The sequence below is a fragment of the Pseudomonas sp. PKS genome (assembly GCF_051913525.1).
GTDB lineage: Bacteria > Pseudomonadota > Gammaproteobacteria > Pseudomonadales > Pseudomonadaceae > Aquipseudomonas > Aquipseudomonas guariconensis_D.
In genome coordinates this window covers 12,201-31,557 of sequence record NZ_JBEGDO010000032.1, presented here as the reverse complement: position 1 = coordinate 31,557, position 19,357 = coordinate 12,201, and the positions used below count along the sequence as shown (strand labels likewise).

At 62.2% G+C, this 19,357-nt stretch carries 15 protein-coding genes and 1 pseudogene; 10 read left to right on the top strand and 6 right to left on the bottom strand.

The features are described from left to right. Positions 1 to 2: 2 nt before the first annotated feature. The gene (gene dapA / locus ABOA88_RS22660) at positions 3 to 890 is read right to left on the bottom strand and encodes a 4-hydroxy-tetrahydrodipicolinate synthase (RefSeq protein ID WP_043213132.1); all 888 of its coding nucleotides are present in this window, start codon (positions 888 to 890) and stop codon (positions 3 to 5) included. Positions 891 to 1,149: 259 nt separating this feature from the next. Here dapA and ABOA88_RS22655 point away from each other — a divergent pair, with 259 nt between their 5' ends. Together ABOA88_RS22655 and ABOA88_RS22650 are read left to right on the top strand one after the other, a co-directional pair. Continuing rightward, a complete protein-coding gene (locus tag ABOA88_RS22655; protein WP_043213129.1) occupies positions 1,150 to 1,710 on the top strand; it encodes a glycine cleavage system protein R in 561 nt (186 codons plus the stop codon). A gap of 10 nt (positions 1,711 to 1,720) precedes the next feature. After that, a complete protein-coding gene (locus tag ABOA88_RS22650) occupies positions 1,721 to 2,194 on the top strand; it encodes a peroxiredoxin (RefSeq protein ID WP_196167504.1) in 474 nt (157 codons plus the stop codon). Positions 2,195 to 2,241: 47 nt separating this feature from the next. Here ABOA88_RS22650 and ABOA88_RS22645 read toward each other — a convergent pair whose 3' ends face one another. Both ABOA88_RS22645 and ABOA88_RS22640 read right to left on the bottom strand, forming a co-directional pair. Beyond that, the gene (locus tag ABOA88_RS22645; RefSeq protein WP_196167505.1) at positions 2,242 to 3,312 is read right to left on the bottom strand and encodes an AI-2E family transporter; all 1,071 of its coding nucleotides are present in this window, start codon (positions 3,310 to 3,312) and stop codon (positions 2,242 to 2,244) included. A gap of 21 nt (positions 3,313 to 3,333) precedes the next feature. Beyond that, the gene (locus ABOA88_RS22640; RefSeq protein ID WP_043213126.1) at positions 3,334 to 3,573 is read right to left on the bottom strand and encodes a sulfurtransferase TusA family protein; all 240 of its coding nucleotides are present in this window, start codon (positions 3,571 to 3,573) and stop codon (positions 3,334 to 3,336) included. 117 nt (positions 3,574 to 3,690) lie between these two features. On the opposite strand from ABOA88_RS22640, the gene ABOA88_RS22635 reads away from it, so the two are divergent. Next, positions 3,691 to 5,127 (top strand): M48 family metalloprotease, encoded by a 1,437-nt coding sequence (locus tag ABOA88_RS22635; protein ID WP_043213125.1) that lies wholly within the window; start codon positions 3,691 to 3,693, stop codon positions 5,125 to 5,127. Positions 5,128 to 5,164: 37 nt separating this feature from the next. On the opposite strand, the gene nadA is transcribed toward ABOA88_RS22635, so the two are convergent. After that, entirely contained in the window at positions 5,165 to 6,223 is a 1,059-nt protein-coding gene (nadA, locus tag ABOA88_RS22630; RefSeq protein ID WP_367852150.1) for a quinolinate synthase NadA, read from the bottom strand. Positions 6,224 to 6,450: 227 nt separating this feature from the next. After that, positions 6,451 to 7,959, bottom strand: coding sequence for a YdgA family protein (locus ABOA88_RS22625; protein ID WP_196167506.1), 1,509 nt, complete (start codon positions 7,957 to 7,959; stop codon positions 6,451 to 6,453). A gap of 495 nt (positions 7,960 to 8,454) precedes the next feature. Between ABOA88_RS22625 and ABOA88_RS22620 the strand changes: the two genes are divergently transcribed. From ABOA88_RS22620 to ABOA88_RS22590, 7 genes and pseudogenes are all read left to right on the top strand, one after another. Further along, entirely contained in the window at positions 8,455 to 9,807 is a 1,353-nt protein-coding gene (locus ABOA88_RS22620) for an APC family permease (protein WP_196167507.1), read from the top strand. A 47-nt stretch (positions 9,808 to 9,854) separates the two neighbouring features. Further along, a pseudogene (locus ABOA88_RS22615) lies at positions 9,855 to 11,141 on the top strand (PDC sensor domain-containing protein); the annotation flags it as partial. Between the two features lie 102 nt (positions 11,142 to 11,243). Further along, positions 11,244 to 11,999 (top strand): methyl-accepting chemotaxis protein, encoded by a 756-nt coding sequence (locus ABOA88_RS22610; RefSeq protein ID WP_437437110.1) that lies wholly within the window; start codon positions 11,244 to 11,246, stop codon positions 11,997 to 11,999. A gap of 66 nt (positions 12,000 to 12,065) precedes the next feature. After that, a complete protein-coding gene (locus ABOA88_RS22605) occupies positions 12,066 to 13,013 on the top strand; it encodes a cation diffusion facilitator family transporter (protein ID WP_196167509.1) in 948 nt (315 codons plus the stop codon). Between the two features lie 397 nt (positions 13,014 to 13,410). Next, the gene (locus ABOA88_RS22600; protein ID WP_367852148.1) at positions 13,411 to 15,183 is read left to right on the top strand and encodes a phosphoethanolamine transferase CptA; all 1,773 of its coding nucleotides are present in this window, start codon (positions 13,411 to 13,413) and stop codon (positions 15,181 to 15,183) included. Positions 15,184 to 15,677: 494 nt separating this feature from the next. Next, positions 15,678 to 17,237 (top strand): amino acid permease, encoded by a 1,560-nt coding sequence (locus ABOA88_RS22595; RefSeq protein ID WP_367852147.1) that lies wholly within the window; start codon positions 15,678 to 15,680, stop codon positions 17,235 to 17,237. A gap of 74 nt (positions 17,238 to 17,311) precedes the next feature. Continuing rightward, positions 17,312 to 18,601, top strand: coding sequence for an NAD(P)/FAD-dependent oxidoreductase (locus tag ABOA88_RS22590; RefSeq protein WP_367852146.1), 1,290 nt, complete (start codon positions 17,312 to 17,314; stop codon positions 18,599 to 18,601). Positions 18,602 to 18,625: 24 nt separating this feature from the next. Here the strand turns inward: ABOA88_RS22590 and ABOA88_RS22585 are convergent, their stop codons facing one another. Next, the gene (locus ABOA88_RS22585) at positions 18,626 to 19,342 is read right to left on the bottom strand and encodes a glycosyltransferase family 25 protein (RefSeq protein WP_196167518.1); all 717 of its coding nucleotides are present in this window, start codon (positions 19,340 to 19,342) and stop codon (positions 18,626 to 18,628) included. Positions 19,343 to 19,357 lie beyond the last annotated feature (15 nt).

Sequence of the window (19,357 nt, the reverse complement as noted above, 5' to 3'; positions counted from 1 at the left end):
GATTAAACCAGTACGCCGGACTGGCGCAGGGCCGCACGGACTTTTTCGTGGCAGCCTTCGCTCAGCCAAGTGAGCGGCAGGCGGATGCCTTTTTGCATCAGGCCCATTTCCACCAGTGCCCACTTCACCGGAATCGGGTTGGCTTCGCAGAACAGGTCCTTGTGCAGCGGCATGAGTTTTTCGTTGATTGCGCGGGCCTTCTCGGCGTTGCCCTCAAGGGCGGCCTCGCACAGATCGGCCATTTCGCGCGGGGCGACGTTGGCAGTGACGGAGATGTTGCCCTTGCCGCCCATCAGGATCAGCTCGACGGCGGTCGGATCGTCGCCGGACAGGACGATGAAGTCCTTGTCGACGCCGTCGAGGATGGCCTTGGCGCGCACCAGGTCGCCGGTGGCTTCCTTGATGCCGATGATGTTCTTGACCTTCGACAGGCGGATGACGGTCTCGGCCTGCATGTCGCAGGAGGTGCGGCCGGGTACGTTGTAGAGGATCTGCGGGATGTCGACGGCTTCGGCGATGTGCTTGAAGTGCTGGTACAGGCCTTCCTGGGTCGGCTTGTTGTAGTACGGCACGACGAGCAGGCAGGCGTCGGCGCCTGCGTTTTTCGCGTTCTGGGTCAGGTGGACGGCTTCGGCAGTGGAGTTGGCGCCGGTACCGGCAATGACCGGGATACGGTGGTTGCTGCGCTTGACGCGCTCGACCACGTGCTTGATGACCAGGATGTGCTCTTCGACATCCAGCGTGGCGGACTCACCGGTGGTGCCGACGGCGACGATCGCGTGAGTGCCTTTTTCCAGGTGGAAGTCTACAAGTTTGTCGAGGCTGTCCCAATCAAGACGCCCTTGTGCATCCATGGGAGTGACCAATGCCACCATACTGCCCGCAATCATGTAACTGCTCCTGCCGGAAAAAGAGAGCGGTAATGGTACTGGCGCCATCGGCCTTGCACAAGCGAAGCAGGCGGGTGGAGCATTCCCCTTCGCGCTGCTTTTCGCTACCCTTCTCCCTTTGATCGGCGCAGCGTGGCCCGCCGGGCCGTCGACAATGCTCCGCGCCAGCGTCCACGACCTCGAATGCGAGCCCGGGGCCCTGCCGACAGGAGGCTTATGCCTGTCCTGTGCCGACCGCTCATCGCTTTAGGAATGCTGCATGTCCACCCCCACTGTCCGCGAACAATTCCTTGTCATCAGTGCCTTGGGTCCCAACCCCATGGAGCTGGCCAACGTTCTCAGCCGCGCCGCCTTCGACAATCGCTGCGCGGTGATCACTTCGCGCCTGACCCGCCATGGCGAGACCAGTGCCCTGGTCCTGCAGGTCGGTGGCAGTTGGGATGCCCTGGCGCGCCTGGAGGCGGTACTGCCAGGTCTGGGCAAGAAGCACGGCCTGACCCTCGACGTGGTGCGCAGCGCCGATCAGGAAGTACGTCCCCAGGCCCTGCCCTACGTGGCCTATGTCAGCGCCGCCTATCGCCCGGATATCGTCAGCGAGCTGTGCCAGTTCTTCCTCGACCACCGTGTCGAGCTCGAGAGCATGACCTGCGACACCTACCTGGCCCCGCAGACCGGCAGCAGCATGCTCAACGCCCAGTTCACCGTGATCCTGCCGGCCGGCACCCAGATCAGCTGGTTGCGCGACCAGTTCCTGGACTTTGCCGACGCCCTGAACCTGGATGCGCTGATCGAACCCTGGCGCCCACAGAACCCCATGTAAGGAAGCCCCCATGGCCGTAGCACTCGACCAATCCGTCGCCGACTTCCAGGCCCAGGCCACCAGCGGCCAGTCCGTGAGCCTTGCCGGTCTCAAGGGCCAGCAGGTGGTGCTGTACTTCTACCCCAAGGACAGCACCCCGGGCTGCACCACCGAAGGCCAGGGTTTCCGCGACCAGCACGAAGCCTTCCGCGCCGCCAACACGGTGGTGTTCGGCGTCTCCCGCGATGGCATCAAGTCCCACGAGAACTTCAAGGCCAAGCAGGGCTTTCCGTTCGAGCTGATCAGCGACAAGGACGAGGCCCTGTGCCAACTGTTCGACGTGATCAAGCTCAAGAAGCTGTACGGCAAGGAATACATGGGTGTGGACCGCAGCACCTTCCTGATCGACAAAGACGGTGTGCTACGCCAGGAATGGCGCGGCGTGAAGGTGCCCGGACATGTGGATGCCGTACTGGCAGCCGCCCAGGCGCTGAACAAGGCCTGATATCGACACTGACCTCTTCGCGGGTGACCCCGCGAAGAGGCACGCTCCTACAGCATTGGCGCCACTGAAGGCTCCTGCCTTGGCCACGCATCGAGCACGGCCTTGAACAGTGTTGCCAGTGGGATCGCGAAGAAGATCCCCCAGAACCCCCACAGCCCGCCAAACAACAGTACCGCGCAGATGATCGCCACCGGGTGCAGGCTGACCGCCTCGGAGAACAGCAGCGGCACCAGCACGTTGCCATCGAGCGCCTGGATGATCGCGTACACTGCCATCAGGTAGATGAACTGGTCGCCCCAGCCCCACTGGAACAGCGCGATCAAGGTCACAGGCACGGTCACCACCACCGCTCCCACATAAGGCACCACCACCGACAGCCCCACCAGCAAGGCCAGCAGCGCCGCATAGTTGAGTCCCAGGCTGATGAAGGCGATATACGTGGCAATGCCGCAGATCAGGATCTCGATACCTTTGCCGCGGATGTAATTGGCGATCTGCCGGTTCATTTCATCGCCCACACGATTGAGCAGCGTACGCTGACGCGGCAAGTAGCCACCAACCCAACGGGCGATCAGCTCACGATCCTTGAGGAAGAAGAACACCAGGATCGGCACCAGCACCAGGTAGATCATGGCATTGACCAGCAGCGGCAGGCTGGACAGGGAGAACGTCAGCGCCCACTGGCCGAACTTGCCGATCTCGCCACGGACCGACTCGATGGCGCGCAGCACTTGCTCATCGGAGACCAGGTGCGGATAACGCTCCGGCAGCAACAGCAGCAGCGACTGCCACTTGCCCAGCATGCCCGGCAATTCGTTGAACAGCGTGATCAACTGGTGCCAGAGCAGCGGTACCAGCACCAGCAGGAATACCGCCAGCGCCCCCATGAACAGCGCGAACACCAGCCACACCGCCAGCCGGGTGGGAACATGCAAACGCTCCAAGGCATTGACCAGGCCCTGCATGAGAAACGCCAGGACCATGCCGGCCAGCACCGGTGCGAGCATGCCACCCAGGGTCAGCACTGCAGTGAAAGCCAGGAACAGCAGCACTGCCAACACCACCGCCTCCTCATCGGAGAAGTAGCGCTGCATCCAGTCACGAAGCACTTTGAACATTAATGATCCTTGGGATAAGACTCAGGCCTTGCGCAGCCAGTAGGTGTAGACACCGGCCTCGGCAGTTTCACGAAGCAGCGTATGACCGGCGAGCTGGGCAAAAGTGCGGAAGTCACGCTGGGAGCCGGCGTCGGTGGCAATTACCTTGAGTACCGCGCCACTGGCCAGCCGATTGAGCTCCATCTTTGCCTTGAGCAACGGCAAGGGGCAATTGAGCCCACTGGCATCGAGTTCGGCATCGCAAGTGGGGGTGTCGATCATCCGGGCATCTCCTGGCAGGGCATCAGCATTGCAGACAAGTTCGCTAGGATAACGCCACTGGTCGCCAACGTGTGAGCCAGCTACAGTAAGGCTCTTTGATCGACGCGAGCTTCATGCATGAATCTACTGCGCCCTACCCTGTTGACGCTGGCCTGCCTGATGGCCCTTCCCGGTCATGCCGACGACCTGCCGTCACTGGGCGACGCCAGTTCCGCGATCGTCTCGCCGCAGCAAGAGCACCAACTGGGCCGGGCCTGGCTGAGCCTGCTGCGCGGCCAGGTCAACCAGTTGAACGATCCGCAACTCAAAGACTACGTCGAGACCAGCGTCTACAAGCTGGCCGAAACCAGCCAACTGCAGGACCGGCGCCTGGAGTTCATCCTCATTGACAGCCGTGAGCTCAACGCCTTCGCCGCCCCCGGCGGGATCGTCGGGGTCAACGGCGGCCTGTTCCTCAACGCCCAGACCGAAGGCGAGTACGCCTCGGTCCTGGCCCACGAACTGGCGCACTTGTCCCAGCGCCACTTCGCCCGGGGCGTCGAGGCTCAACAGCGCATGCAACTGCCCATGATGGCCGCGCTGCTGGCTGGTATCGTGCTGGCGGCCGGTGGCGGCGGCGATGCCGGCATCGGCGTGATCGCCGGCACCCAGGCCGCAGCGATCCAGGAGCAGCGCCGCTTCTCCCGACAGAACGAACAGGAAGCCGACCGCATCGGTATCCTCAACCTGGAAAAAGCCGGTTACGACCCACGCAACATGCCCAGCATGTTCGAACGCCTGGCCCGCCAGTATCGATATGACGCCAAGCCACCGGAGTTCCTGCTGACCCACCCGGTTACCGAATCGCGTATCGCCGACACCCGCAACCGCGCCGAACAAGCGCCCAAGGGCGGCGTCGAGGACAGCGCGCGCTACCAACTGATCCGCGCCCGCGTGGCGCTGATCTACGAAGGCACGCCAGGCCTGGCGGCCAAGCGCTTCCGTGCCCAGCTAGACGAAGACCCCACCCTCGATGCCGCACGCTATGGCCTGGCCATCGCCCAGATCAAGGGCGGCCAGCTCAACGAAGCGCGGGCCAACCTGCAGCCACTGCTGGCCAAGGCGCCCAACGACATCACCTACAACCTGGCGCAGATCGACCTGGACATCACCAACAATCGCCTGGCCGACGCCCAGCAGCGGGCCGAGCGCCTGCGCGCGCTGTACCCGAGCAGCTACCCATTGCAACAGATACGGGCCGACCTTCTGATCAAGCAGAATCGCCCTGCCGAGGCGGAAAAAGTCCTGGATGACCTGATCAAACGCCGACCGGACGATCCGGATGTCTGGTACGACGTCGCCGAGGTGCGCGGGTTGTCAGGCAACACCATTGGCCTGCACCGGGCACGCGCCGAGTATTTCACCCTGGTCGGCGACTTCGACCAAGCCATCCAGCAACTGGACTACGCCAAGCGCCGCGCAGGCAGCAATTTCCCACTGGCCTCGCAGATCGATCAGCGCCAGCGGGAGATCATGGAACAGCAGCGGATGGTCAAGGAGATGATGGGCCGCTAAGGCCCGAGGGGCGCTTTGCGCCCCTGGGCAATGCGGGTCAGGCGTTACCGGAAAGTTTCAAGCGCGCCGCCTGGGTGAAATCGAGCATGCGATTGAGCGGCTTGATCGCCTTGGGCACTAGAGCAGGATCCACGAAGATCTCGTTGCTGCCCTTGCGCAGGCAGTCGAGGGTGCGCTCCAGGGTGTTCATGGCCATCCACGGGCAGTGGGCACAGCTACGGCAGGCCGCACCGTTACCCGCTGTAGGCGCTTCGACGAATTCCTTGTCCGGACACAGCTGCTGCATCTTGTAGAAGATGCCGCGGTCGGTGGCGACGATGAATGTCTTGTTCGGCAGCGTCTGGGCCGCCTTGATCAGCTGGCTGGTGGAGCCCACCGCGTCGGCCAGTTCGATCACCGCCTCCGGCGATTCCGGATGGACCAGGATCGCCGCGCCCGGATACAGCGCCTTCATGTCGGCCAACTGGCGCGACTTGAACTCCTCATGCACGATGCAGGCGCCATCCCACAGCAGCATGTCGGCGCCTGTTTGCTTCTGGATGTAGCGCCCCAGATGCTGGTCCGGGCCCCAGATGATCGTCTCGCCGTTGTCCATCAGGCTCTCGACGATCTCCAGCGCGCAGCTGGAAGTCACCACCCAGTCCGCCCGCGCTTTCACGGCCGCCGAGGTATTGGCGTAGACAACCACGGTGCGCTCCGGGTGCTGGTCGCAGAAGGCCGAGAACTCCTCCACCGGGCATCCCAGGTCAAGGGAGCAGGTCGCTTCCAGGGTCGGCATCAGCACGCGTTTCTCGGGGGTGAGGATCTTGGCGGTCTCGCCCATGAAACGCACGCCTGCCACCACCACGGTACTGGCGGGGTGGTTCTTGCCGAAGCGAGCCATTTCCAGGGAGTCGGACACACAGCCGCCCGTCTCCTCGGCCAGCGCCTGGATTACCGGGTCGCAATAGTAATGGGCCACCAGCACGGCGTTCTGGGCCTTGAGCTCGGCAGCGATGGCCGCACGGTAATCGGCCTCCTGCTCGGGCGTCAGCGGGTTGGGCTGCTTGGCATCAAGATGGGCTTGAACCAACAGGCGTTCGGAAATCTGGGTCATGATCGCTGAACCTGCAGGCGCATGTGCGCGTCAGTCGAGTGTATCACCCGGCCCTGGCAGATCGGCTAAAGGGTGCCGGATGGCCAAGCGACCATCGCGACCCATCTGCGGGCGCGGACTATTATCGGAGGCCGAAGGCTACAGACAATCGCGCTAATTCAAAAGCCTTTTTTACGCCCCCAGGCCAGTGCCGACGGGGTGTCAACACTGGTCTGGGCGAACGCATCTCACCCCTGTGAAGACAGCGCCGCCAGATGGGCGCCCACCAACACACCGAACTCCTCGAGCGTCATCTTCTTGCCGTTGAAGTCGACGATACCATCGGCATAATTCAAGCTTGAGACCACGTCATCGCCCTGCACGGTTCCCATGCCGCTCTGCAATGCCATCATGCCGACCATCTCACCCGCCTGGCGCGATTGCATCGCGATGGCCTGGGCATCAGTCTGGCCGTCCAGCAAAGCCTGCAGGGTCGCCAGATCACCGAGCATCGGCTTGGAGACGGACAGCTTGCTTTGCAGACGGCTGACCATCTGCTCGCCTACCTGGGTCGGCGTCAGATCGAACGAGGGCGGATTGGCCAGGTCCACCGCCAGGCTGAAACGACTCTCGCCGTTGGCCGTCTTGAATGACAACTCCTCCAGTGCGACCTGAGGCTTGGCTGCAAGCATCTTTTGCAAGTCTGCCTGGACCTTCGCCCGCTCTTCAGGCGTCATCTCGAACGATGGCTGCGCCTCACCCCGGGCCGCGCTCTGCTGCACTTGCGGCATGCGGGTCTGGTACCAAGCGATCAACCCCTGCATTGCCGGGATGTCGATAGACTTCATGCTCCAGATCATCCGACCGCTGCCCACCGCGCGCCCGGCGTAGGTGATGTCGGCGACCTTGTACTCAAGGCGCCCAGAAAGCTTGTCTTCACCCTCGGCGTCATAACGATTGTTCTGCTCCAGCCCCTTGAGCACCAGGACTTCCTGTTTGTCGCCCAAGGTCACCTGGGTTTCGGCCAATCCCATGTCCAGATAGCCGACATAGATCATGTCATGGCCGGTGCCCTTGAGGTCGCCGGCGACCTTGAAGCTGTTGAGCAGCACTTTGACCGGAGGCTGGTCGTCACCGACCAGATTCAGCGCCAGTCGCTCAGCCTTGCCGTCGATCCGCACCGACTGGCCATCACGATCACCCCGTAATAGCAGGCGCATGCCGGAGAAATCGAGGCTGCTGCCGTCATCTTCGCTGAACTTGACTGGAGCCAGGCGGATGTCGCTGGACAAGCTGCCGTCATAACCCAGGCTGACCTGGCTGGTGATCGGCGACTGCTCGCCGGCGGCGGCGTACCACGACGCGGTGGCATCGTCCTTGTCCAGTTGGCTGTTGCTGGTGGCCAGGACCGGCGCCAGATTCAGGGACTTGACCCGCGACCAGGGGAACGGGCCATGTTCGATTCGGTCGGTCACGCCCAGGTCGAAGCTCAGCGGCTCACCCTCACCGAGCCAGAGGTCTTTGGCCTTGATCCGGTAGTGCGCGGTACTGGTGAAGAAGTGCTGATCCAGCGAGACCAGTTCGAGGGTCATGCTGCCCCCGGTACCGGCGACCGCTTTCTTCAGCTGTTCGTTGCCCTTGGCGACGGAACGCTCCAGCTCTGCGGGCAGTTGCTTGCCGGTGTACCAGGCGCCGCCGGCGGTGACGGCGGCGATGACGACGGCCAGGCCGCAGAGAATGCCTACTGATTTCTTCATGAATAAGACCGATTGCTGTCCATAGGAGGCTGATACGCGGCACCCAGCGCCACGCGGGAGGCCAAGATTATCACTGCCGGCAAAGGGACGCCCGAGCGCCCGATCTTTGCATCGCTGCAATGTAAAATTTTACGAACACAATAATCGACATAGCGACGATAACATTCCGAAAAACGACCACTCATCTGAATAAACCGTCGATAAACCTTCATCAAAGTTACATCTTGTCACGTTTCACTTGACACCATCCCGTCCTTCGATTTTTATTTTCACCACCCGCCCAGCGCCCCACAAACGAAGAAGAACAGCGCCGCCATCATGACCTCAGTCCGCCCGCCGCCTTCGACGTTTTAGGCCCTGCCAGCACGACACAGGCGCCCCTCGCGCCCATATCCGCTCCGACAAAAAAGGTGAACAACATGGAGCCCACCCGCTCGCTCTTGCCGTGCCTGTCACACACCGTGCCCGCCTCCCAGCCCCAGGAGCGTCGCCCGCATGCAGCCTGACCACAGCACTCACGGCACCGCCCAACTGAGAAAGTCCCTGCGTCTCTGGCATGTGGTCATCATCGGCCTGGCCTACCTGACGCCGATGACCGTGTTCGACACCTTCGGCATCGTCTCCGGCCTCACCGCCGGGCATGTTCCAAGCGCCTACATCCTGGCGCTGGCCGGCATCCTGTTCACCGCATTGAGCTACGGCACGCTGGTACGCCGCTTCCCGCAATCCGGCTCGGCCTACACCTACACCCAACGCGCCATCAACAAGCACGTGGGCTTCCTGGTGGGCTGGGCCTCGCTGCTGGACTACCTGCTGCTGCCGATGATCAACGCCTTGCTGGCCAAGCTGTACCTCTCGGCGATGTTCCCGGAAGTCCCGGCGTGGGTATGGGTCGTGGGCTTCGTCACCCTGATCAGCCTGATCAACATGCGCAGCATCAACCTGGTGGCAAGCTTCAACACCCTGTTCGTTGGCGTACAGATCGTGATCATGACGGTGTTCGCCTACCTCTGCGTGCGCGGCCTGAGCCAGGGTGAAGGGATGGGTACCGCCTGGACCCTGCAACCGTTCGCCGACGACCAGACCCATCTCAACGCCCTGGTCGCGGGCGCAACCATCCTGTGCTTCTCGTTCCTGGGGTTCGACGCGGTCTCCACCCTGTCGGAGGAAACCCGCAATCCCGAGAAGGTCATCCCGCGTGCGATCTTCCTCGTGGCCCTGATCGGCGGCTTGATGTTCATCCTCATGTCGTTCTTCATCCAGGCGTTCTTCCCAACCATGGAGCGTTTCCACGACCAGGAAGCGGCCTTGCCGGAAATCGCGCTCTACGTCGGCGGCATGCTGTTCCAGTCGATCTTCATCGTCTGCACCGTGATCAACACCATCGCCTCGGGCCTGGCATCGCAGACCAGCGTCTCGCGCCTGCTGTATGTGATGGGCCGCGACAAAGTCATCCCCCAGGGGCTGTTCGCCCGTCTGCACCCACGCTACAAGACTCCGGTGCTGAACATCGCCGTGGTCGGTCTGATCTCCCTGTCGGCGATCTTCTTCGACCTGGTGACGGCCACCTCGATCATCAACTTCGGTGCGCTGGTGGCCTTCAGCTTCGTCAACCTCTCGGTGATCATCCACTGCTACCTGCGCGAAGGCCTCAACAAGGGGCTGGCGAACAAACTGAAATACCTGGTGTTGCCGACCATCGGTTTCTGCATCATCGCCATGCTCTGGCTGAACCTGAACGTGGACTCGCTGCTGTTCGGCGGCGTCTGGGCCGCGTGTGGCGTGCTATATCTTGCCTGGTTGACCAAGGCATTCAGGGTCGCGCCGCCGACCTACATCGCCGAATGAGACTGCCTGTCGACGACGCCCGCGCTTGATCGCGGGCGTTGTCCTTGATGAGAAGGAAAGCTCCCATGTTCCTGCGCCGCCTCTCCATTCAGTGGAAGATCACCCTCCTTGCCGGCTTGTGCCTGTTGACCATCGTCGTGTTGCTGGTGGCCACCTCGCTGTTCCAAGCCAAGCGCAGCGCGGTGCAGGTCTTCCAGGCCAACACCGAACTGCTCGACCAAAGCGCGCGCCTGCGCCTGCAGGCCCATGCCGAAAGCCAAGCCTTGCGCGTGCAACGCTATTTCATGGATGCCTACCAGTACGGCAACGGCTTCGCCCGCCTGGTGCAGGCGCTTCGGGAGCGCGGCGGTGAAGACCTGCGCGCCGAGCTCGTCAAGCAGGCCCGTCAGGCGCTGGCCGGCAACCCGGACCTGATCGGCCTGTACCTGGTGTTCCAACCCAACGCCCTGGATCAACAGGACGCCCGCTTCGTCGGCCAGGACGCCAGCGGCAGCAACGATATCGGCCGCTACTCGTTCTACTGGTCCCAACCGAGCCCCGGCACCCTCGAATCCGAGGTCATGCCCGAGTCCATGCTGGCCGACACCAGCACCGCTGCCAACGGCTCCCCCTACAACCGCTGGCTGACCTGCCCACTGGAGACCGCCAAAGCCTGCGTACTCGACCCTTACTTCGACGAAGTCAGCGGTCGCCAGGTCCTGATGACCAGCATTGCCCTGCCCTTGCTGGAAAACGGCAAGGTGATCGGCGTGGTCGGCCTGGACATCGGCTTGGACAACCTGCAGCAATTGAGCCTGGCCGGGCGCCAGGAGCTGTTCGACGGCCAAGGCCAGGTCAGCATCGTCAGCCCCGCCGGCCTGTTGGCCGGACACAGCCAGGACAGCGCCCAGCTGAGCAAGACACTGGAGCAGGCCTTTGGAGATCAAGCCGGCGAACTCGCCGGACCGATGCGTGCCGGCCAGGCCGTCGAGCGCCTCGATCATGGCTTGATGCGCATCTCACGCCCCTTTGCGCCGATTCCGCAGGCCGAATCCTGGCAGGTGCTGCTGGAATTGCCGGAGGCTGTTCTGCAGGCACCTGCGGTCGCCCTCAACCAGCGCCTGGACGCACACAACCAGACCGCCAACCTTACCAGCCTGCTGGTTGGCCTGGCCGCCGCCGTACTGGGCCTGTTGCTGGTGTGGCTGACAGCCCGTGGCGTGACCCGGCCGATCCTTGCCGTGGCCGAGCGCCTGCGTGATATCGCCAGCGGCGAAGGCGACCTGACCCGACGCCTGGACTACACCCGCGAGGATGAACTGGGCCAGTTGAGCGGTTGGTTCAACCGCTTCCTCGACAAGCTCCAGCCGGTGATCGCCCAGGTCAAAGGCTCGTTGCAGGACGCCCGCGGCACCGCCGACCAGTCCGCAGCCATCGCCAGCCAGACCAGCGGCGGCATGCAGCAGCAGCAACGGGAAATCGAACAGGTGGCCACTGCCGCCAACGAAATGAGCGCCACCGCCCAGGGCGTTGCCCGTAATGCCTCCCAGGCGGCCCAGGCCGCGCGCGGCGCCGACCAGGCCACCCACGAAGGCCTGGAGCTGGTGGCCGTCACCCGCCAGGCCATCGACCAACTGGTGAGCGACATGGACAACGCCATGAATCAAGCACGCGCGCTGGCCGGGCGTAGCGAGCAGATCGGCTCGGTGCTCGAGGTGATTCGCTCGATTGCCGAACAGACCAACCTGCTGGCGCTCAATGCCGCCATCGAAGCCGCGCGCGCTGGCGAAGCCGGGCGCGGCTTCGCGGTGGTCGCCGACGAAGTGCGCAGCCTGGCCCAGCGTACCCAGGTCTCGGTGCAGGAGATTCGCCAGGTCATCGAGGGGCTGCAAGAAGGCACCCACGATGTGGTCGGCGCGATGCACGAGGGCCAGCGCCAGGCCCAGGACAGCGCCACACGCATGGAGCAGGCGCTGCCCGCCCTGCAAAGGATCGGCGAGGCAGTGGCGGTGATCAGCGACATGAACCTGCAGATCGCCTCGGCCGCCGAAGAGCAGAGCGCCGTGGCTGAGGAGGTCAATCGCAACGTGGCCGGCATCCGCGACGTGACCGAGTCGCTGTCCGGACAGGCCGACGAATCGGCACGCATCAGCCAGGCACTGAATCGTCTGGCCAATCAGCAACAGGCCTTGATGGAGCAGTTCAAGGTCTGAAGCCCCACGACGGGGACGACACGACAAAGGACGGCCGCCGTTGGGCGGCCTTGATGGAGCCCCACGATGGGAAAACCGTTTTTCGACCTGACCAGCGAACAAGGCGTGCTACGCCTGTCCATCGCGGTCACCCTGTTCATCGCCTTGATCGGCATCGCCTTCGGCCTGGCGTCAGGCTCGTTCTCGATTGTCTTCGATGGTGTCTACTCGCTGGTCGATGCCAGCATGAGCGGGCTGTCCCTGGTGGTGGTCAAGCTGATCACCTCCCACGCCCGGGCCGAGCGCATGTCACGCAAGCTGCGCGAACGCTTCACCATGGGCTTCTGGCACCTCGAACCCATGGTTCTGGCGCTCAACGGCATCCTGCTGACTGGCGTTGCGCTCTATGCCTTGATCAACGCCGCCAGCAGCCTGCTCGAGGGCGGGCGGGACCTGGAGTTCGGCGTGGCACTGGTGTACGCCGTGGTGACTGTTTGCGCGTGCCTGGCGATCGCCATCGCCGAGGCCCGTGCCAACCGCAAGATCGGCTCGGACTTCGTGCGCATGGACGTGAAAGGTTGGGTGATGTCAGCCAGCATCACGGCGGCGCTGCTGGTGGCCTTTTGCGTCGGCTATCTGGTGCAGGGCACCCAATGGGCCTGGATCTCGCCGTACATTGACCCGGCGGTGCTGGCGCTGGTCTGCCTGGTCATCATCCCGCTGCCGATGTCGGTAGTCCGCCAGGCGCTTTCGGAGATGTTTCTGGTGACCCCGAGCGACCTGAAGCAACACGTGGACGATGTCGCCAAGGCCTTCGTCGCCCAACACGGTCTGCAGTCGTATCGGGCCTACGTGGCCAAGGTCGGCCGCTCGCGGGAAATCGAACTCTACTTCATCGTACCGGCCACCATGGCTGCCAGGACCATCGCCGAATGGGATGCCCTGCGCGACCAGATCGGCAACGCCATCGGCGGCGAAGGCCCGGACCGCTGGCTCACGGTAGTGTTCACGGGCGATCCGGAATGGGCTGAATAGCATCAGCCCTTCGTCGCCACGATAGGCAGGCCCTTCAGGAGACGGAAACGCCTTGACGAGGCCTTCCTGCTGGCTTTCAAGGCCTGGGCGGGCGTAGCCCTGGTGCTGCGCTCGATGGACCAGGCCTTGTCCAGGTGAATCTGCTCCGGCGTGACCGACACCGGGTCGGCGATTCCGAAACGGGTAGCGCTTCATACACAGCCACTGGTTCAGGACACCATAGGCGTCCTCGACGATCAGGCCGTACTGTTAATGCCCAGTTCGCAATACAACTGTTCAATACCCATTCTTCTTTCATGGATATGCGTTGACGTTATTTTCACGCTCCTTCCGCTAGCGTCGCAGCCTTTCCGGCAGCCGGTCCCTATGGCTGCCATCGAGGTTCAACGAGGCACACGTGGCAAGCACTACATCCCCAACGATTCGCAAAGGCATGGACTGGGCCGGACTGGGCTGGCTCCTGCTGTTCTTCTGGTACTTCTCCGGCGTCACCCAGGCGCTGCTCATGTTCAGCGGCACAACCGGCTTCTCCGGGTTTCGTGATGCACTGTTTCTGAGCACCTTGTGGCTTGCTCCGGTCCTGCTGCTGCCCCGCCACACTCGCCTCATCAGTGCACTGGTCGGCCTGGTGCTGTGGGCGGCTTCGCTGGTGGGCCTGAGCTACTTCGGGATCTACCGCCAGGAATTTTCCCAAAGCGTCATCTTCGTGATGTTCGAATCCAATACCGCCGAAGCCGGTGAGTACTTCAGCCAGTATTTCAGCCTCTGGCTGTGCCTGGGCCTGGTGCTGTACACACTGGTCGCGGTGGCCCTGTTCAAACGTGTCCGGCCGGTCACTCTTTCGCTGCGTAGCCGGATCCCATTGGTCATCCTGCTGCTGGCGGCCAATCTGGTCTTCCCCTTCTACAAGCAACTGGTGACCCAGCAACGTACGTTCGCCGAGGCGATGGAAAAGGTTCAGCAGCGCATGGAGCCGGCAGTGCCCTGGCAACTGGTGGTCGGCTACAAGCAATACCGTCAGCAACTGAACAACATGCAGAAGCTGCTGGAGCAGAACGCAGCCCTGCCGCCGCTGAAAGACCTCAAGGACAGTAGCGGCGACGCACCGCGCACCCTGGTCCTGGTACTGGGCGAGTCCACCACCCGTGAACACATGCATCTGTACGGTTATGGCCGAGATACCACACCGGAACTCGACGCTCTGGCCGCCAACGACAAGAACCTGAGCGTGTTCCGCGATGTGGTGTCGCCACGCCCGTACACCATCGAGGTGATGCAGCAGATCCTGACCTTCGGCGACCAGAAGAACCCTGACCGCTTCCTCACCGACCCGTCGCTGATCAACCTGATGAAACAGGCCGGTTACAAGACCTTCTGGATCACCAACCAGCAGACGATGACCAAGCGCAACACCATGCTGACCACCTTCTCCCAGCAAACGGATGTGCCGGTCTACCTGAACAATCAGCGCAACCAGAACGCCAGCCAGTACGACGAAGTGGTGCTCGCGCCCTTCGAAAAAGCGCTGCAAGACCCAGCCGAGAAGAAGTTCATCATCGTCCACCTGCTCGGCACGCACATGGACTACCGCTATCGCTATCCGGATGCCTACGAGCACTTCAAGGACAACCAGGGCGTGCCTGGGGTGCTGACGCCGGACCAGGTGCAGACCTACAACTTCTATGACAATGCCGTGCGCTACAACGACTACGTGGTCTCGAGCCTGATCAAACAGTACTCGGCCACCACCCCCAACGGCTTCTTGCTGTACCTCTCCGACCATGGCGAGGACGTCTACAGCTCCGGCAATCACGACCGCCTGGGGCGCAACGAAGGCGCACCGACCCGGCCGATGTACACGATTCCGTTCCTGCTCTGGACCTCGCCAAGCTGGCAGGCCGCACACCCGCGCGATCTGCAGGCCATGACCGACCGGGCCTACAGCAGCTCTCACCTGATCCATACCTTGTCCGACCTGGCGGGCCTGAGCTATGACCGCTATGAGCCCGGCAAGAGCCTGGTAAGTCCAAAGTTCGTCGTAGCGCCCCGCTGGATCGGCGACCCTTACAGCAAGAACGGCCTGCGTGAGTTCGACGCCTTGCCTACGGACAAGACCGACAAGGCACAGCAGACCGTGACCAGCGCCAAGGTGCAGCCGGACAAGACCTGAATCACGCCCCTCCCCCCCCAAAAAAGCCGGTGCCTGGATCGTCCAGGTACCGGCTTTTTGTTTTTGGGGCCGTACGTATGCGTCGTTAAAGTTTATGAGTTTTTTTCCGTCAATTTGCAAAGCATGACCGACTAGTCATACAAAGTGACGATAAAAATCGTCTTTTTACTCCTATTAAAGCCACGACTTAGAGCCTCATACCGCAATTTGTCGAGTTTCAAGCGCAAACGTTGGCTTACATTATGACAGGTTAAAAAACAATCAATCATTCCAAAATAGAATGATGTCTTGCCTAAAGGTCGTTTGTTCGAACGTCATTTCCAGACCGATACTGATCTCGATCAATGAAAAACCCGCGATTGCACAGGAGACACCGCACGGTTGAAGACCGGCTCAACGCGCATTGGGCCTTGCTGCCTGGCCACCCTCGATCACAGGCACCGCCAGGAAAACAACAACAAATCCAAAAATGTACGCAGGTCAAAAGGTTGCCCATGACCCATTCCAATAAAAACGCGAGTTCGGCTACCACCAGCAACACCTCCGGCCACCTGAAGAGAACCCTGAACAGCCGCCACCTGAACATGATTGCCATTGGCGGCTCCATCGGCACCGGGCTCTTCGTTTCCTCAGGCGCCACCATTGCGCAATCCGGCCCCGGCGGCGCACTGCTCTCCTTCGCGATCATCGGCTTGATGGTCTACTTCCTGATGACCAGCCTGGGCGAGCTCGCCGCCTGCATGCCGGTCAGCGGCTCGTTCGCGACCTATGCCTCGCGATACGTCGACGAAAGCTTCGGTTTTGCCCTGGGCTGGAACTACTGGTACTCCTGGGCCGTGACCATTGCGGTCGACTTGGTGGCCGTGCAGATCATCATGTCCTACTGGTTCCCCGACACGCCCGGGGTGATCTGGAGCGCCCTGTTCCTGGGCCTGCTCTTTGCCTTGAACGTCGCCTCCGTACGCTTTTTCGGCGAGACGGAATTCTGGTTCGCCCTGATCAAGGTCGTCACGATCATCGCCTTCATCATCACCGGCGTGCTAATGCTGCTGGGCATCCTCGATGGTGGCCAGGACGGCGGCGCGCACCTGTGGCAGATCGGCGATGGCCCGATCGCCGGCGGCCTGCCTGCACTGATCGGCGTGGCCATGATCGTCGGCTTCTCGTTCCAGGGGACTGAGTTCGTCGGCATCGCAGCCGGGGAAACCGAAAACCCTGGGCGCAACATTCCCAAGGCCGTCCGCCAGATCTTCTGGCGCATCCTGCTGTTCTACGTCTGCACCATTATCGTGATCGGCCTGCTGATCCCCTACACCGATCCGCGCCTGCTCAAAGACGGACTGTCGGACATCACCATCAGCCCGTTCACCTTGATCTTCGAAAAAGCCGACATGCTGGCTGCTGCCGCCCTCATGAATGCCGTCATCCTCACATCCGTGCTGTCGGCCGGCAACTCGGGGATGTACGCCTCGTCGCGCATGCTCTACAGCCTGGCTGTCGAGCGCAAGGCTCCGGCACTGTTCGCCAAGCTCACCCGCTCGGGCACACCGGTATGGGCGTTGCTCGCCACCACTGTGGTGGCCGGACTGTGCCTGCTGAGCTTCCTGTTCAGCCCCGGCAAGCTCTACCTATGGCTGCTGAACACCTCCGGGATGCTCGGGTTCATTGCCTGGCTGGGCATCGCCATCAGCCACTACCGCTTCCGACGCGGCTACAAGCTGCTGGGCAACAGCCTCGACAAGCTGCCGTACGTTTCGAAGTTCTTCCCGTTCGGGCCTTTCTTTGCCTTCGCCCTGTGCATGGTCGTCATGCTGGGCCAGAACTACCAGGCCTTCATCGGCGATCGCATCGACTGGGTAGGTGCGGCGGCAACCTACATTGGCTTGGTGTTGTTCGTGGTGATGTGGTACGGCCACAAGCTGATCACCCGATCGCGCATTGTCCGCTACCGGGAAATGGATTTCAGCGTGATCGAAACCAGACGCAAGCACGACGAACGAAAAGCCCAGAGCAACCCGGATGGCGTTGCGCTAGGCCAACAGGTCTCGGCCTGAACCACCAAGGCGCCGAGCACTTGCCCGGCGCCCTGCTGCCTTGAGCGAATGCCCACTACCGCGTAGGACCACCGATGAGCACCGATTTCAGCAAATCCTTCTACGAAGCCTCCGTCGCACGCGCTTCGTACCCCGTCCACTCGGGCCGCACCGATACCCGGGTGTGCATCCTCGGCGGCGGCCTTGCCGGCCTTTCCACCGCCCTGGGGCTTGCCGAACGCGGCGTCACTGACGTGGTGGTGCTGGAGTCGCAGCAGGTAGGGCACGGCGCCTCAGGGCGCAACGGGGGGTTTGTATTCGGCGGCTACAGCCTGGGCAACGCGGACCTGCTGTCCACCTTGGGCGCCACCGAAGCACGCAGGCTGTACCAGCTGACAGTCAACGCCGTCGACCTGATCCGCACGCGTGCCCGCCAATACGCCATCAACTGCGACCTGGTCGACAAAGGCGTGATCCTCGCCAACTGGTTCAACGATCCGGCCCGCCTGGAAAAACCGCGCCAATTGATGAAGCAGGCCTACGGGGTTGAATGGGAATGCATTTCCGCCGGCAAACTCAAGGAAATGCTCAACACCGACCGCTATTACGGTGGTCTGCTGGAGCGCAACGCGTTCCACTTTCACCCTCTGAAGTATGTGTGCGGCGTGGCACGCACCATCACCGACCTCGGCGCGCGCCTGTTCGAACACTCCCCCGTGCTCGGCATTGAAAAGCGCTCAGGCAAGTACGTGGTGCGGACCGCAGGCGGTGAAGTGCATGCAGAAGAAGTCGTGTTCTCAGGCGGCGGCTACGCACGAGGCGTCTATCGCCCCGTCGAACGCGCGGTACTGCCGATTGCCACCTACGTGGTTGCCACCCAACCCCTGGGGGCGCGACTGAAGGACGCCATTGCCTGCGAATCGGCTGTCTATGACACCCGCTTTGCATTCGATTACTACCGCCCCCTGCAAGACACCCGCATCCTGTGGGGCGGGCGCATCTCCATCCTCGATCGCGGGCCCGAGGCCATCGCCAAGCTGCTCAAGGCGGACCTGGTCACGGTCTACCCTCAGCTCGAGGATGTGGAGATCGAATATTCCTGGGGCGGCCTGATGAGCTATGGACGCCACCAGATGGCCCAGATCGGCCAGGATGACAATGGCATCTGGCACGCGGTCGGCTTCGGTGGCCACGGCATGGCGCCAACGACGGTTGCCGGCGAAGTACTCGCCGACGCCATTGCACGCAGGCTGCCTGTGCCGGAGGGCTTCGGGCAGTTCGGCCTGACCCGCACCTTCGGCCTCGCTGGCCTCGTGGCCGCCCAGGCGACCTATACCACATACCAGGCCATCGACGCCTTCGATGCCCGACGCCTGAACAAATGAAACCGAGCGCGTTTCGCCAGCTGACTAACGCGTTCTTCTGAGCAGGGTTGCCTTGAACCTGCGCAGATTGTTCATCACCGGACGCAAGAGCCGACTTCTATCCAGGAAGGACAGCTCATGCAGATCGGTGCGCGAAGGTCGTTGATAGCCAAGGTTCCGGGTGAAGTAGAACGCCCGCAGGTCCTTGTTTGTATGGATCAGCGTGTTAAGGGCTGCGTCGTAATGCATAGGCCCGCCGTCGGGGTGACCCGGCGGCCGCTGCAGGATCTGGGACAAAAAGTCCCTCAACCGCTCGATGCACTGGCCGTTCACTGCATAGAAGTGAGACAGGTGGATGGGACGATCGACCACCTGCCAGCCCGGCACATTGGCTTCCCCCTCGAACGGATGCCCAAAGTAGACGATGTCCCACTCCATCCCCTGCAGGGACTCGATCGCTTGTTTGCCGTACTGGGCAATGCGCCTGGAAAACTGGATATCGTCCTCCAGGATGAGGATGTTGTTCACTTTTGATCGGATGGCGTCTTCCAGTATTCCCAGGTGACTCAGAAAGCACCCCCTCGCCCCGGCACTTGGGAAACCCTCCCCCTCGCTGGGTGTAACCGCGTCGAAAAAGCCTATTTTTTCAAAATCCATGCTGAAACCGTGACGGGCGAACTCTTGCACGGTTTCCATGCGGCGATCATTTCGAGAAGGGATGTTGATGATTCGGGCGCGATCAAAGTAGTCGATCACATTCATCCAGAGGCCCTCGGC